The organism is Micromonospora eburnea, from assembly GCF_900090225.1.
In the GTDB taxonomy this organism is placed as follows: domain Bacteria; phylum Actinomycetota; class Actinomycetes; order Mycobacteriales; family Micromonosporaceae; genus Micromonospora; species Micromonospora eburnea.
In genome coordinates, this window is the sequence record NZ_FMHY01000002.1 from 2,670,380 (window position 1) to 2,684,013 (window position 13,634).

A 13,634-nucleotide genomic window follows, 5' to 3' on the forward strand; every position below is an offset into this window, starting at 1 on the left:
CGAAGAGGGGCCGTCATGAAATCGACGACAAATGATCTTCGCATAGCTCGGACACAGGTTCCGTCAACGCAGCGTCACCAGAATCCGGTTTGGAACGCCGGCGGGTGACGCCGCGTTGACGGTGCCGGCGGCACGGTGGCGGAAGTCGTCCGGGGCGACCGGTGGCATCCGCACACCGGAACGCGTCCCAGGGGGAGGCAGTCCATGCACCGTTCGCTCATCGTCGCCAAGGTGGTGCCGACCGCCGAGGATCGGGTCGCCGAGATCTTCGCCGAGTCCGACGCGACCGAGCTGCCTGGCCTGGTCGGCGTCCAACACCGGTCGCTCTACCGGCTGCACGACCTCTACGTACACCTGCTGGAGACCGAACTGCCGGCGCAGGGCGCGGTGGAGGACGCCCGCGGGCATCCCGAGTTCGTTCGGGTCAGCGAGCGGCTGCGGCCGTACGTCTCGCCGTACCTGCCGACGTGGCGCTCCCCCCGGGACGCCATGGCCCACTGCTTCTACCGGTACGACGCGCCAGGGCGGCAGTCCCACCGGTACGACGCCCCAGGGCGGCGGTCGTGACCACCACCGCGCCCCGCGACGAGCAGCTCTGGTCGCGCTGTGACGGCTGCGCCTCGCTGCTGTACCGCAAGCGGCTGCGCCGCAACCTCGACGTCTGCCCCGAGTGCGGGACGCACGCGCGGCTGGACGCCCCCGACCGGGTGGCGCAACTGACCGACCCGAACTCGTTCACCCCGCTGTCGGACCGGGCGGCCCGGGTCGACCCGATCGGCTTCGTCGACGCCCTGCCGTACCCGCACCGGCTCAGCGCCGCGCGGGCCGGCACCGGGCTGGACGAGGCGGTGCTCTGCGGCACGGCCCGCATCGGCGGTCAGCCGGTGGCCCTGGCGGTGATGGACTTCCGCTTCCTGGGCGGCAGCCTGGGCTGCGCGGTCGGTGAGCTGATCACGGCCACCGCCGAGCGGGCGCTCGCCGACGAGGTGCCGCTGGTGCTGGTCACCGCCTCCGGCGGGGCCCGCATGCAGGAGGGTGCGTTGTCACTGATGCAGATGGCCACGGTCAGCCAGGCCATCGCCGGGCTGCGCGAGGCCGGCCTGCTCACCGTAAGCGTGATCACCGACCCGACGTACGGTGGGGTGGCGGCGTCCTTCGCCACCAACACCGATGTGGTGCTCGCCGAGAGCGGTGCCCGGATGGGCTTCGCCGGCCCCCGGGTGATCCGGCAGGTCACCGGTGCCACGCTGCCGGAGGGCTTCCAGACCGCCGAGTTCCTGCTCCGGCACGGACAGGTCGACCTGGTGGTGCCCCGGCACGCGCTGCGCGGCCGGCTGACCGCGCTGCTCGCCGCCGCGCAGTCCGCCCGTCAGGTCGCCCGTCGGGCCGCGCGGCGTCCGCCCGTACCCCGGCAGGAGCCGGCGCCGCGACCGGCGGCCGCGCCCGCGACGGCGGCCGACCCCGAGCGGGACGCCTGGGCGACGGTACGCCGGGCCCGACACCCCGGCCGGCCCACCACCCTGGACTACCTGGAGACCGCCTTCGACGGTTTCGTCGAGTTGCACGGTGACCGACTGGCCGCGGACTGCCCGGCGATCGTCGGCGGGGTGGCCCGGCTCGACGGCTGGCCGGTGATGGTCATCGGCCACCAGAAGGGACACACCACCGCGGAGCTGGTGGCGCACAACTTCGGCATGGCCAGCCCGGCCGGGCACCGCAAGGCGCTGCGGTTGATGCGCCTGGCCGCCCGGCTCGGCCTGCCGGTGGTGACCCTGGTGGACACCCCCGGCGCCGACCCCGGCGTGAGCGCCGAGCAGCAGGGGCAGGCGGCGGCGATCGCCGAGAACATTCTCGCGCTGAGCACGCTGCCCACGCCGGTCGTCGCGGTGGTCACCGGGGAGGGCGGCAGCGGCGGGGCACTCGCCCTCGCGGTTGCCGACCGGGTGCTGATGCTCGAGAACGCCGTCTACTCGGTGATCAGCCCCGAGGGCTGTGCCGCGATCCTCTGGCCGGACAGCTCGGCCGCGCCGCAGGCCGCCCGCGCGCTGCGGCTCACCGCCGCCGACCTGTGCCGGCTCGGCGTGGTCGACGAGGTGGTGCCCGAGCCGCCGGCCGCCGCGCACGACGAGCCGGCCCGCGCCGCCGAACTGCTGGCCCGGGCGGTGGCGGCGAACCTCGCCCCGCTGCTCGAGGTGCCGCCCGCCACGTTGGTCCGCCGCCGCCGGCACCGCTTCCGCCGCTACGGCGCGGCCCGCACGACAGGAGTGACTCGATGAGCGCCGGCGGCCACTCCGACGAGGTGCTGAACGGGCTGCGGCGGCACGCGCGCAAGCTCGTCGCCGACCTGGCCGGCCCGCTCCGTCGGGTCCGGCTGCGCAGCGGCGAGACCGTGCTGGAGGTGGAGTGGCACGGCCCGGCCGAGGTCGTTCCCGTGCCGCGTACCGACCCGGTGCCGGTCGTTGAACCGGTCGCGGAGCCGGCGTCCGCGCCGGACCGGCTGGCCGTGCGGGCACCCGTGGTGGGCACCTTCTACCGGGCTCCGGAACCCGGCGCCGCGCCCTTCGTGGCCGTCGGCGACCCGGTCCGGCCCGGCCAGGTGGTCGGCATCGTCGAGGCGATGAAGCTGATGAACGAGGTGACCGCCGGCCAGGCCGGACGGGTGGTCGAGGTGCTGGTGGAGGACGGCAAGCCCGTCGAGTACGACCAGCCGCTGCTCGCCCTGGAACCGCTCGCCGGGCAGGGGGACTGATGTTCGAGAAGGTGCTGATCGCCAACCGGGGCGAGATCGCGTTGCGGGTGCTGCGGGCCTGCCGGGAACTGGGCATCCGTACGGTGGTGGTGCACTCCAGCGCCGACGTCCATTCGCTGCCGGTGCGGCTGGCCGACGAGACCGTCCGGATCGGACCGGCGGCCAGCCGGCAGAGTTACCTCAACGCGGCCGCGATCGTCGAGGCGGCCCGGCAGACCGGCGCGCAGGCCGTCCACCCCGGCTACGGGTTCCTCTCCGAGGACGCCGACTTCGCCGAGATCTGCGCTGAGAACGGCCTCACCTTCATCGGCCCACCACCGCAGGTGATGTCCGCGCTGGCCGACAAGTCGACCGCGCGGGCGCTGATGCGCAAGGCCGGGCTGCCGTTGCCGCCGGGCAGCGTGGAGACCCAGCCGACGGCAGCCGACGCGCTCGACGTGGCCGCCGAGGTGGGATATCCGGTGATCGTCAAGGCGGCGGCGGGTGGGGGCGGGCGCGGGATGACGGTGGTCCGTTCCGCCGCCGACCTGCCCCGCGCGTACGCCCGTACCCGCGCCGCCGCCCAGGTCGCGTTCGGCGACGACCGGGTGTACGTCGAGCGGTACCTGGCCGACGCCCGGCACGTCGAGGTGCAGGTGCTCTGCGACAACCACGGCAACGGGGTGCATCTGGGCACCCGGGACTGCTCGGTGCAGCGCCGCCACCAGAAGCTGATCGAGGAGGCGCCGGCCCCGGCGCTGCGCCGGTCCACCCTGGACAGCCTCGCCGAGACGGCGCTGCGCGGCGCGCTGTCGGTCGGCTTCACCGGCGCCGGGACCGTCGAGTTCCTCGTCGACGAGGCGGAACAGTGCCACTTCCTGGAGATCAACTGCCGGATCCAGGTCGAGCACCCGGTCACCGAGATGGCCACCGGCGTCGACCTGGTCCACGAGCAGCTGCACGTCGCCGCCGGTACGCCGCTGCGCCGGCGGCAGGAGGAGATCCAGCTCCGCGGGGTGTCCGTGGAGTGCCGGGTCAACGTGGAGGACCCGGACCGCGGCTTTGCGCCCGCCCCCGGGCGGCTCGACCGGTTCCGCCCGCCGGGCGGCCCGTTCACCCGGGTCGACACGCACGGCCACGCCGGCTACCTGGTCAGCCCGCACTACGACTCGCTGCTGGCCAAGGTGGCCGTGTGGGCGCCGGACCGGGCCGGTGCGCTCGACCGCCTGGACCGCGCGCTCGGCGAGTTCGAGGTGTCCGGTCCGGGTGTCCGTACCACCATTCCGTTCGTCCGGCGGGTGCTGCGCGACGGTGCCTTCCGCGCCGGGCGGCACACCACCGGCCTGGTCGACCGGCTGCTCACCACCGGTGCCGGCCCGGCCGGCCCCGAAACCGCGCCCGCCCGCGCCGGCGTCGACCCGGCCGGCCGTACCCCTGTCACCGCCGCGCCCGCCGCGGCCGCAAGGAGGAGGACCTGATGACCGTCGCTTCCGACCGACCGTACGCCGCGGAGATCACCGACATCCTGGTCGCGCACTGCGGCCTGGACGCCGAGGCCGCTGCCCGCACCCCGGCCGCGAGCCTGGAGGAACTGGGCATGGACTCCCTCGCCCTGCTCGAACTGTCCGCCGTCGTCGCCGACCGGTGGCGGGTACGGATCCCCGAGCAGGCCGGGCAGCTCAGCATCGCCGGCGTGGCCGACCTGGTGGCCCGCAAGGTCGACCCGCCCGGGCACACCGAGAACGCCATCGACATCGCCGCCCCACTGCCGCTGGTCTGGGAGGTCACCAACGACGTCGCCCGGTGGGCCGAACTGTTCACCGAGTACGCCAAGGTCGACATCCTCGGCCGTAGCGGCGACACGGTGCGGTTCCGACTCACCATGCACCCCGACGAGAACGGGATGGTGTGGAGCTGGGTCAGCGAACGCACCGCCGACCCGGCCACCCGGCAGGTGTACGCCCACCGGGTGGAGACGGGTCCGTTCGAGTTCATGCACATCCACTGGCGCTACGACGAGGTCCCCGGCGGCACCCGGATGACCTGGGTGCAGGACTTCGCCATGAAGCCCGACGCACCGGTCGACAACGCCGGCATGACCGACCGGATCAACGCCAACAGCAAGGTCCAGCTCGCGGTCATCAAGGAGCGCGTCGAGCGGCGGGCGGCCGCGTCGACCGGGAAGGGGGACCAGGATGCCTGAGACCACCACCGCCCCGATCCGCGCTCGGGACGTGGCCGCGGACCGGCGGCGCGGCGGCGAGCTGCGGGTGCTGCTCGGCCCGCGCACGGTCGGCAGCACCTCGGGGTTCATGGGCGTGGCCACGCTGAACCCGGGGGAGCGGATCGCCGAGCACTACCACCCCTACAGCGAGGAGTTCCTCTACGTGGCGCGCGGCGCGATCATCGTCGACCTGGACGACCGGCCGGTGCCGCTGCACGCCGGAGAGGCGCTGTTCGTGCCGAAGGACGTCCGGCACCGGCTGCGCAACACCGGTGACGAACCGGCCGAGGTGGTGTTCCATCTGGGTCCGCTCGCCCCCCGCCCGGAGCTGGGTCACGTCGACACCGAGGTCGCTCCGCCACCCCGGGGAACGTCGTGATCGGCCGGCGGACGGTGGTTACCGGCGTCGGCGTCGTCGCGCCGGGCGGCGCCACCCGGGACCGGTTCTGGAAGACGGTCACGGAGGGGCGCACCGCCACCCGGCGGATCACCTTCTTCGACCCGTCGGCGTTCCGCTCCCAGATCGCCGCCGAGTGCGACTTCGACCCCGACGCCGCCGGCATCACCCTCGCCGAACGGCAGCGCGCCGACCGGTACGTGCAGTTCGCGCTCGCCTGCTCCACCGAGGCGCTGGCCGACAGCGGCCTCACCCTCACCGACGCCGAACGGGACCGGACCGGCGTGGTGCTCGGCACCGCGGTCGGCGGCACCATGGCGCTGGAGAAGGAGTACGTCCGGGTCAGCGACTCCGGCCGGCACTGGCTGGTCGACCACACCCTCGGCGGGCCGTACCTCTACCAGGCGCTGGTCCCCAGCAGCCTGGCCGCGGACGTGGCCTGTCGGCACGGCCTGCACGGCCCGGCCCAGGTGGTCTCCACCGGCTGCACCTCCGGCATCGACGCCATCGGGTACGCCCACCAGCTCGTCGCCGACGGCGAGGCGGACGTGGTGCTGGCCGGCGCCGCCGACTCGCCGATCTCCCCGGTCACCGTCGCCTCCTTCGACGCCATCCAGGCCACCAGCCCGGACAACGACGACCCGGAGCACGCCTCCCGGCCGTTCGACGCCGACCGCCACGGCTTCGTGCTCGCCGAGGGGGCGGCGGTGCTGGTGCTGGAGGAGGCCGAGCACGCCCGCCGCCGGGGTGCCCACGTCTACTGCGAGGTGGCCGGCTACGCCAGCCGCAGCAACGGCTTCCACATGACCGGGCTGCGTCCCGACGGGGTGGAGATGGCCCTGGCCATCAGCGACGCGCTGCGGCAGGCCCGGCTCGCGCCGTCGGCCGTGTCGTACATCAGCGCGCACGGCTCCGGCACCCGGCAGAACGACCGCCACGAGACCGCCGCGTTCAAGCGGGCGCTCGGCCCGGCCGCGTACCGGGTGCCGATCAGCTCGATCAAGTCGATGGTCGGGCACTCGCTCGGCGCGATCGGCTCGATCGAGATGGCGGCCTGCGCGCTCGCCATCGAGTACGGGGTGGTGCCGCCCACCGCCAACTGGACCACCCGTGACCCGGAGTGCGACCTGGACTACGTGCCCAACGAGGCGCGGGAGGTGCCGGTGGACGCGGCCCTCTCGGTCGGCAGCGGCTTCGGCGGCTTCCAGTCCGCGATGGTCTTCCGCAGGGTGGCACGGTGACCGCGCGGGCGGTGGTGACCGGGATCGGGGTGGTGGCGCCCACCGGGATCGGCGCCGACGCGCACTGGGCCGCCGTGCTGGCCGGCACCCGGCGTACCAGGACGATCACCCTCTTCGACCCGGCCGGCTACCCCACCCGCGTTGCCGGGGAGGTGCCCGACTTCGACTCCGCCGGATACGCCGACACCCGGCAGCGGGTGCAGACCGACCGGTGGACCCATCTCGGGTTCGCCGCCACCCGGCTGGCCCTGGCCGACGCCGGACTGCCCGAGCGGGCCCCCGACCCGTACCGGTGGGCGGTCACCCTGGCCAGTTCCTCGGGTGGGAACCTGTTCGGGCAGCGGGAGCTGCAACGGCTCTGGGGCGGCCCGACCCGGACCGTCGGGGCGTACCAGTCGATCGCCTGGTTCTACGCGGCCAGCGTCGGGCAGCTCTCGATCCACCACCAGCTCAAGGGGCCGTGCGGGGTGACCGTCTCCGAGGCGGCCGGCGGGCTGGACAGCCTCGCCCACGCGGTGCGGACCGTCCGCCGGGGCACCCCGCTGGTGGTCGCCGGTGCGACCGAGTGCCCGCTCAGCCCGTACGCGTTGGCCTGCCAGCTCCGCTCCGGGCTGCTCAGCGACGTCGCCGATCCGCAGCGGGCGTACCGGCCGTTCGACGTCGGCGCCGGCGGCTACGTGCCGGCCGAGGGCGGCGCCGTCTTCGTGGTGGAGGAGCTGGTTCACGCGCTGGACCGGGGTGCCCGGATCTACGGTGAGATCACCGGCTGGGCGGCCACCCACGACGCCGCGCCCACCGATCCGGTCGCCGGTCCGGATCCGGTCCACTACGCCCGCGCGCTGCGGCTGGCCCTGGACCGGGCCGGCGTACGCCCGCACGACGTGGACGTGATCTGGCCGGACGCGCTCGGCGTGCCCGCGTACGACCGGGCGGAGGCGGCCGCCCTGCGCGCCGTGTTCGGCGACCGCACCCCGCCGGTCACCACCCAGAAGCCGCTCACCGGCCGGGCCCACCAGGGCGGATCGGCGTTGGACGCGGCGACCGCGCTGCTCGCCTTCCACCACGGCCTGCTGCCCGCCTCGGCCGGCCCGGAGCGGCCTGCGGAGGGGTGCGAGCTGACCTTCCTGCGCGCGCCCCGCCGACCGCGCAGCCGGATCGCGCTGGTCGGGGCGCGCGGTTTCGACGGCTTCAACAGCGCGCTGGTGCTGCGCGGCGCCGCGCCACCTCCGCCGCCGGAATAGCGCGTCGGGCGTTCAGGTGTCGTATTCGCCGCTGTCCCAGGGCTCGGTGAAGGCCATGTAGTCGCCCGGGTGCAGCTCCACCCACCAGGAGTCGTCCTCGTCCTCGGGCGGGGAGGGGAGCAGGCCGAAGGTGGTGCCGAACCGCTCGACCGCGAACGGCGCCACCTCGATGCGGTCGTACGTCACCGGCCCCAGCTCCGCCAGCCGCTGCTCGTACGTCCGTCGCCGGGCGTCGCGGTCCATCTGGTCGCGCGGGCCGAACGCGTCGATCGTGGCGTCGAGCAGCCGACCCGAGGCGTCGAAGAGATAGCGGGCGACGAACTCGGCGCCCCCGCCGGTCTCCGGGTCACCGGGCTCGAACGGCGTGGTGAGGAAGAACTGCCGGCCGTCGGCGGTGTGCCCGACGTGTTCGGCGTGGTAGTCGTCGTGGTTGATCGCGATGAGCTGCGGCGGCCCGTCGGTCATCGTGTCCTCCCTGCTGCCACCGGCCGGCGCCGACGGGCCCGCGGAGAATATCGGCCCGCACCGACACTCCGGCCGGCCGCCGGGATGGAGCCGCATCGACCGGGCCGGTCAGTCGATCAAGCACGTTCACCCCGTGCCGACCGGAACGTGGCGGCGAGCCGTTTCGGGGCACGGGCGTACCACGCCTCGGTGACCAGCTCGGTCAGCTCGGCGATCCCGATCCGGTCGAGGCGGACCAGCACCGCCGGATACCCGTCGAGGTGCGGGACGGTGAAGTAGACCTCGGGGGCGTCGGCGAGCAGCGCCTCCTTGACGCCCAGGTCGGGCACCCGGACGCCGAGAATCGGGCCGTCCGGGGTGGCGTCGCCGAGGGCCGCCCGGTCGGCGGGGCGCAGCGGACGGTCCCAGACGAAGGACTTGTCCCGGACCCGCCAGGCCGGCAGGTCGTCGTACGAGCCGCGCTCGGTCGTCTCGGGCAGGGCGAGCGCGATACGGCGTACGTCGTCCCAGGTCGCCATGCGGCGACGATACGCCCGCGGCGGGTCAGCGGCGCGGCGGGCGCACGGGTTGCCCGGCCTGCGGCCAGGCCGCACCCCTGGCAGACTGGCCTCTCACCCGCTGACCGGATTGGGGTGCGCGTGCGCAAGGTCATCGTCTGGATGTCGATCTCCCTCGACGGCTTCTTCGAAGGGCCCGGGGGCAACCTGAGCTGGCACCGGGTCGACGACGAGCTGCATCAGCACTTCAACGACGAGCTGCGCGGGATGAGCGCCTTCCTCCACGGTCGCCGCACCTACGAGCTGATGGCGGACTTCTGGCCGACCGCCGACCGCGACCCGGCCAGCACCGCTCCGATGCGGGAGTACGCCGGCATCTGGCGGGACATGCCGAAGATCGTCTACTCGCGGTCGCTGGACCGCGTCGCGTGGAACTCCACGCTGGTGCCGGAGGTCGTACCGGAGCAGGTGCGAGCGCTCAAGGAGCAGCCCGGCGGCGACCTGACCCTCGGCGGCGCGGAGCTGGCGGCCGCCTTCGCGCGGCACGGCCTGGTCGACGAGTGGCGGCTCTACCTGCACCCGGTCGTCGTCGGCGGTGGCCGGTCGCTCTTTCCCGCCGGCACGACACTCGACCTGGAACTGACGGAGACCCGCCGGTTCGGCAACGGGGTGACGCTGCTGCACTACCGGTGACGCCGCAGGGTCGCCGTTCCGCCACCCCCTGTGCTCCCGGTCGTCGGTCGACTGTAGATAATGGACGGATGGTTGCCTGGGAGTACGCGTTGCTGGTCCGCCGCTATCAGGGGCAGGGCCGCAATTTCACCGTCTCGTTCGTCTGGTACGGCCCGGACGGGTCGCGCACCGATGTGACCCCGTACGGAGACACCGCGGTCTCGCACCTCAACCGGGTCGGCCGGGAGGGCTGGGAGCTGGTCAACGCCGCCGAGGACGTGAACAACGTGCAGGGCAGCACCGAGGTCCACCGCTACTACCTCAAGCGCCCGCTGGGCCGCTGACCAGCCGGTGGAGCGAGCCCAGCGGTGGTGATCAAGAAGTTTGCGTCCGCAACTCCACTGAGGCGGACGCAAACTTCTTGATCAACGTGGGTGTGCGCCCAGGCGGGCGCGGGGAGCGCGGGTTGGTCAGGCGAGGTTGACGGAGGGGTAGAGGGGGAAGCCGGTCAGCAGGTCGCTGGCCTGCTTGCTCACCTTGTCGGCCAGCGTCGGGTCGAGCACGTACTTGGCCTTGGACGGGGTGCCGTCCGGGTTCGACCCCGGGGTGGTCTGGGTGAGCACGGTGTGGATCAGCTCGGCGGTGGCGTCCATCTCGGCGGTGCCGAGGCCCCGGGTGGTCAGCGCCGGGGTGCCGATCCGGATGCCGGAGGTGTACCAGGCGCCGTTCGGGTCCTGCGGGACGGCGTTGCGGTTGGTGACGATGCCCGAGTCGAGCAGCGCCTGCTCGGCCTGCCGGCCGGTGAGCCCGTAGCCGGAGACGTCGATCAGGACGAGGTGGTTGTCGGTGCCGCCGGTGACCAGCTTCGCGCCGCGGCGCAGCAGCCCCTCGGCGAGGGCCTGGGCGTTGGCGACGATGCGGGACGCGTAGTCGGCGAAATCGGGGCGGCGGGCCTCCGCGAGGGCGACCGCCTTGGCGGCCATCACGTGCGGCAGCGGGCCGCCGAGCACCATCGGGCAGCCCCGGTCGACCTGGTCGGCCAGCTCCGGGCCGCAGAGCACCATGCCGCCGCGCGGGCCGCGCAGCGACTTGTGGGTGGTGGTGGTGACGATGTGCGCGTGCGGCACCGGGTCGAAATCACCGGTGAAGACCTTGCCGGCGACCAGGCCGGCGAAGTGCGCCATGTCGACCATGAAGGTCGCGCCGACGGAGTCGGCGATCTCCCGCATGATCCGGAAGTTGACCTTCCGGGGGTATGCCGAGTAGCCGGCGACCAGGATCAGCGGCTTGAACTCGCGGGCCGCCTCGGCGACCTTGTCGTAGTCGACCAGACCGGTGGCCGGGTCGGTGCCGTAGCTGCGCTGGTCGAACATCTTGCCGGAGATGTTCGGGCGGAAGCCGTGGGTCAGGTGGCCGCCCGCGTCCAGCGACATGCCGAGCATCCGCTGGTTGCCCAGCTCGCGGCGCAGCGCGAACCAGTCCGCCTCGGTCAGCTCGTTGACCTGGCGTACCTGGGCCTTCTTCAGGGCGGGGGACTCCACCCGGTCGGCCAGGATCGCCCAGAACGCGACCAGGTTGGCGTCGATGCCGGAGTGCGGCTGCACGTACGCGTGCGCGGCGCCGAACAGCTCCCGGGCGTGCTCGGCGGCGAGCGCCTCGACCGTGTCGACGTTCTGGCAGCCGGCGTAGAAGCGCCGGCCGACGGTCCCCTCGGCGTACTTGTCGCTGAGCCAGTTGCCCATCGCCAGCAGGGTGGCGGGGGAGGCGTAGTTCTCGCTGGCGATCAACTTGAGCGACTCGCGCTGGTCGGCCAGCTCCGCCCCGATGGCATCCGCCACCCGCGGCTCGACGGCGCGGATCACCTCCAGCGCGCTGCGGAAGGCGGTGGATTCGGCGTTCAGCGACATGCGACCTCCTGATGACGTGCGGAAGGCCCAGGCGCTCGGCATGCGTCCTCGTGACGGGACCGCTCCCCGATGGTGCTCCATCCCACGCGCCAGTCACGGCCCGCGCCGATCCTACCGGGTACGCCGGGACCGGCCCGGCCGACCTCCGCCGGACGGGGCGATCGCGCCTGGGAAAACGGGTGGGGCCCGGCGATCACTCGCCGGGCCCCACCACAGGTGGCGCGATCGTTACTTCACCACGTTGTACGCGTCGACCATGCCGAAGCCGTAGAACCCGTTACGCGCGCCGCCGGAGCAGGTCGCCTCGTAGGTGTTCGCGTTGCCCGGCCACAGCGGCGTCGGGTTGTAGACGCCCTTCGGGCAGGGCATCCCGACCGCCGTGCGCTCCAGGAACGACGACAGCTGGCCCGGGGTCATCCCCGGGTGCGCCGAGAGGGCCAGCGCCGCGACGCCGGTGGCGTGCGGGCCGGACATCGACGTGCCCTGCTTGTACCCCCACCCGTTGGTGCGGGTGGCGGTGTTGAAGGTGGTCGACAGGATGGCGTCGGTGCTGGTCGAGCGCGCACCCTGGGTGCCGACCCGGCTGTCGCCGCCCGGCGCCGTCACGTTGATCACGCCCTGGCCGTACGAGGAGTAGTAGCTCTTCTCCCCGGTCGGGCCCACGGCCGAGACGGTCACCACGCCCGGCGCCTCGGCCGGCAGGTCGAGGCAGGCGTTGGTGAGGTTCTCGCGGTTCTCCGGCGTCCCGTTGTTCGGGCTGCCGGTGTCGGTGTTCTTGTGAGCGAGGTCGTAGTTTGAGTTACCCGCGGACGCGATGTTGAGCACGCCCTTGGACTGCGAGTAACGGATCGCTCGCTGCACGGCCTGCCACACCGGACGCTGGCGTGCGTCGTTGCGGCAGTTCAGCTCCCACGGGTCGATGTAGTAGCTGTTGTTGGTGAGCTGGAACCCGTGGTCGGCGGCCCACATGAACCCGCAGACCGCGGCCTCCGGGTAGATGTAGCCGTCGTTGTTGACGACCTTGACCGCCGCGACCTTCACCCCCGGCGCGATGCCGGTCACGCCGACGCCGTTGACGGCGGCGGCGATGGTGCCGGCCACGTGGGTGCCGTGGTCGGAGGTGGTCGGGTTCCAGGCCGCCTCGGTGGTGTCGGTGACACCGCCGATGCAGGACACGCTCTTGTCCTTGGCGATCTGGGTGGCCAGGTCGGGGTGGGTGCTGGAGATGCCGCTGTCCAGCACGCCGACGACCACGTTCGGGCTACCGGCGTTGACCGCGTGGGCCTGCGGGACGTGGATCATGTCCATGTCCCACTGCTGGGCGTACATCGGCTCCTTGGTCGGGTCACCGGTGGCTTCGGCGACGTCGGCCGCGGAGACCTCCACGGTCTCGCCCTCGTCGAGGGCGGTGCCCAGGCCGGCGGTGGACGCGACCGCGTCGACGCCCGCCCCCGCCACCGCGGTGGCGAAGTTCGGGTTGGTCGACCGGACGACGAGCACGCCGATCTGGTCGTAGCTGGCGACCACGGTGCCGTTGGCGGCCGCCACGCGGGCGGCGGCCTTGTCGGTCTTGCCGCCCTGCGGGGCGAGGACCAGGAACGTGGTCTCCGGCCCGGCGGCCACGGCCGGCGCCAGCCCGCCGATGGCGGCGAGGCCGATGCCGAGCGTCACCACGGACGCGGCGGCGAGTGTCTTGCGACGCAGGTTCTTCACACAGACTCCCAGGGGCTGATCGAGCCGGCCCCACTGCCTGGCGGGAAGCGGACCGGCGGCAAACGAGCAGGTTGCTCGCTTTCCGGGGGTCAGCGTAGGGATGGGGTGTTGTGTTACACACAGCCGAACGGATGAACAACAGCCGTCAGACGGTGACCGACGAGTGACGTAACCGCCCATTTCCAATCCGACGGCGGCGTGAACCGACGGCGGGCGGGTAAGCGCTGACGCGACCGGAGCCGAGACAGGGAGGTGTGTCGTGGCGACCATGACCAAGGAACAGATGAGCCCGGTGCGGGACAAGAACTACGACCTGATCCACACCGTGCAGATGTCGTTGGAGAACATCTACCGGATGGACACGTACATCGCCGACGCGGACGCGCGGGGCGACACGGAACTCGCCAACTGGTTCCGCAAGATCCAGGAGAACAACCGCAAGGCGGGTGACCAGGGCAAGCAGATGCTCATGACGCGCATGCAGCAGGAAGGGCGCTGAGCGCCCGGACCGTCAGGCCGACCGGCCGCTGCCCGACAGGGGCAGCGGCC

The 13,634-nt window shown here is 73.0% G+C and carries 15 protein-coding genes and 1 riboswitch; of the genes, 11 read left to right on the forward strand and 4 right to left on the reverse strand.

Annotated elements, in window-relative coordinates:
• Nucleotides 1-204 precede the first annotated feature (204 nt).
• The 8 genes from GA0070604_RS12555 to GA0070604_RS12590 are packed head-to-tail and all read left to right on the forward strand — an operon-like array spanning nt 205 to nt 7,831.
• Complete coding sequence (locus tag GA0070604_RS12555; RefSeq protein WP_091118120.1) at nt 205-567, forward strand: TcmI family type II polyketide cyclase; 363 nt, start codon at nt 205-207, stop codon at nt 565-567.
• On the forward strand, nt 564-2,276 hold the full coding sequence (locus tag GA0070604_RS12560; protein WP_091118121.1) for an acetyl-CoA carboxylase carboxyltransferase subunit alpha: 1,713 nt from the start codon (nt 564-566) through the stop codon (nt 2,274-2,276). Before GA0070604_RS12555 ends, GA0070604_RS12560 begins: the two co-directional genes overlap by 4 nt.
• Complete coding sequence (accB, locus tag GA0070604_RS12565; protein WP_091118122.1) at nt 2,273-2,749, forward strand: acetyl-CoA carboxylase biotin carboxyl carrier protein; 477 nt, start codon at nt 2,273-2,275, stop codon at nt 2,747-2,749. Before GA0070604_RS12560 ends, accB begins: the two co-directional genes overlap by 4 nt.
• Nucleotides 2,749-4,206 (forward strand): acetyl-CoA carboxylase biotin carboxylase subunit, encoded by a 1,458-nt coding sequence (locus GA0070604_RS12570; RefSeq protein WP_091118123.1) that lies wholly within the window; start codon nt 2,749-2,751, stop codon nt 4,204-4,206. The genes accB and GA0070604_RS12570 overlap by 1 nt, the downstream gene beginning before the upstream one ends.
• A complete protein-coding gene (locus tag GA0070604_RS12575; RefSeq protein ID WP_091118124.1) occupies nt 4,206-4,931 on the forward strand; it encodes an SRPBCC family protein in 726 nt (241 codons plus the stop codon). Before GA0070604_RS12570 ends, GA0070604_RS12575 begins: the two co-directional genes overlap by 1 nt.
• Nucleotides 4,924-5,331 carry a cupin domain-containing protein gene (locus tag GA0070604_RS12580; protein WP_091118125.1) on the forward strand — a complete coding sequence of 136 codons (408 nt, stop codon included), beginning with the start codon at nt 4,924-4,926 and terminating at the stop codon, nt 5,329-5,331. The genes GA0070604_RS12575 and GA0070604_RS12580 overlap by 8 nt, the downstream gene beginning before the upstream one ends.
• A complete protein-coding gene (locus GA0070604_RS12585) occupies nt 5,328-6,590 on the forward strand; it encodes a beta-ketoacyl-[acyl-carrier-protein] synthase family protein (RefSeq protein WP_091118126.1) in 1,263 nt (420 codons plus the stop codon). The genes GA0070604_RS12580 and GA0070604_RS12585 overlap by 4 nt, the downstream gene beginning before the upstream one ends.
• Nucleotides 6,587-7,831, forward strand: a complete 1,245-nt coding sequence (locus GA0070604_RS12590; protein ID WP_091118127.1) for a beta-ketoacyl synthase N-terminal-like domain-containing protein — start codon at nt 6,587-6,589, stop codon at nt 7,829-7,831. Before GA0070604_RS12585 ends, GA0070604_RS12590 begins: the two co-directional genes overlap by 4 nt.
• A 12-nt stretch (nt 7,832-7,843) precedes the next feature.
• On the opposite strand, the gene GA0070604_RS12595 is transcribed toward GA0070604_RS12590, so the two are convergent.
• Together GA0070604_RS12595 and GA0070604_RS12600 are read right to left on the reverse strand one after the other, a co-directional pair.
• The gene (locus GA0070604_RS12595; RefSeq protein WP_091118128.1) at nt 7,844-8,296 is read right to left on the reverse strand and encodes a hypothetical protein; all 453 of its coding nucleotides are present in this window, start codon (nt 8,294-8,296) and stop codon (nt 7,844-7,846) included.
• Nucleotides 8,297-8,412: 116 nt separating this feature from the next.
• Entirely contained in the window at nt 8,413-8,814 is a 402-nt protein-coding gene (locus GA0070604_RS12600; RefSeq protein WP_091118129.1) for an MmcQ/YjbR family DNA-binding protein, read from the reverse strand.
• A 120-nt stretch (nt 8,815-8,934) separates the two neighbouring features.
• On the opposite strand from GA0070604_RS12600, the gene GA0070604_RS12605 reads away from it, so the two are divergent.
• Entirely contained in the window at nt 8,935-9,486 is a 552-nt protein-coding gene (locus GA0070604_RS12605) for a dihydrofolate reductase family protein (RefSeq protein ID WP_091118130.1), read from the forward strand.
• 68 nt (nt 9,487-9,554) lie between these two features.
• On the forward strand, nt 9,555-9,809 hold the full coding sequence (locus tag GA0070604_RS12610) for a hypothetical protein (protein ID WP_091118131.1): 255 nt from the start codon (nt 9,555-9,557) through the stop codon (nt 9,807-9,809).
• A gap of 126 nt (nt 9,810-9,935) precedes the next feature.
• Here GA0070604_RS12610 and GA0070604_RS12615 read toward each other — a convergent pair whose 3' ends face one another.
• The gene (locus tag GA0070604_RS12615) at nt 9,936-11,372 is read right to left on the reverse strand and encodes a glycine hydroxymethyltransferase (RefSeq protein WP_091118132.1); all 1,437 of its coding nucleotides are present in this window, start codon (nt 11,370-11,372) and stop codon (nt 9,936-9,938) included.
• A gap of 18 nt (nt 11,373-11,390) precedes the next feature.
• Nucleotides 11,391-11,479, reverse strand: a riboswitch (ZMP/ZTP riboswitch).
• A 121-nt stretch (nt 11,480-11,600) separates the two neighbouring features.
• Nucleotides 11,601-13,085 carry a S8 family peptidase gene (locus tag GA0070604_RS12620; protein ID WP_091118133.1) on the reverse strand — a complete coding sequence of 495 codons (1,485 nt, stop codon included), beginning with the start codon at nt 13,083-13,085 and terminating at the stop codon, nt 11,601-11,603.
• Between the two features lie 268 nt (nt 13,086-13,353).
• Here GA0070604_RS12620 and GA0070604_RS12625 point away from each other — a divergent pair, with 268 nt between their 5' ends.
• A complete protein-coding gene (locus GA0070604_RS12625; RefSeq protein WP_091127066.1) occupies nt 13,354-13,584 on the forward strand; it encodes a hypothetical protein in 231 nt (76 codons plus the stop codon).
• The last annotated feature ends 50 nt before the right edge of the window (nt 13,585-13,634 follow it).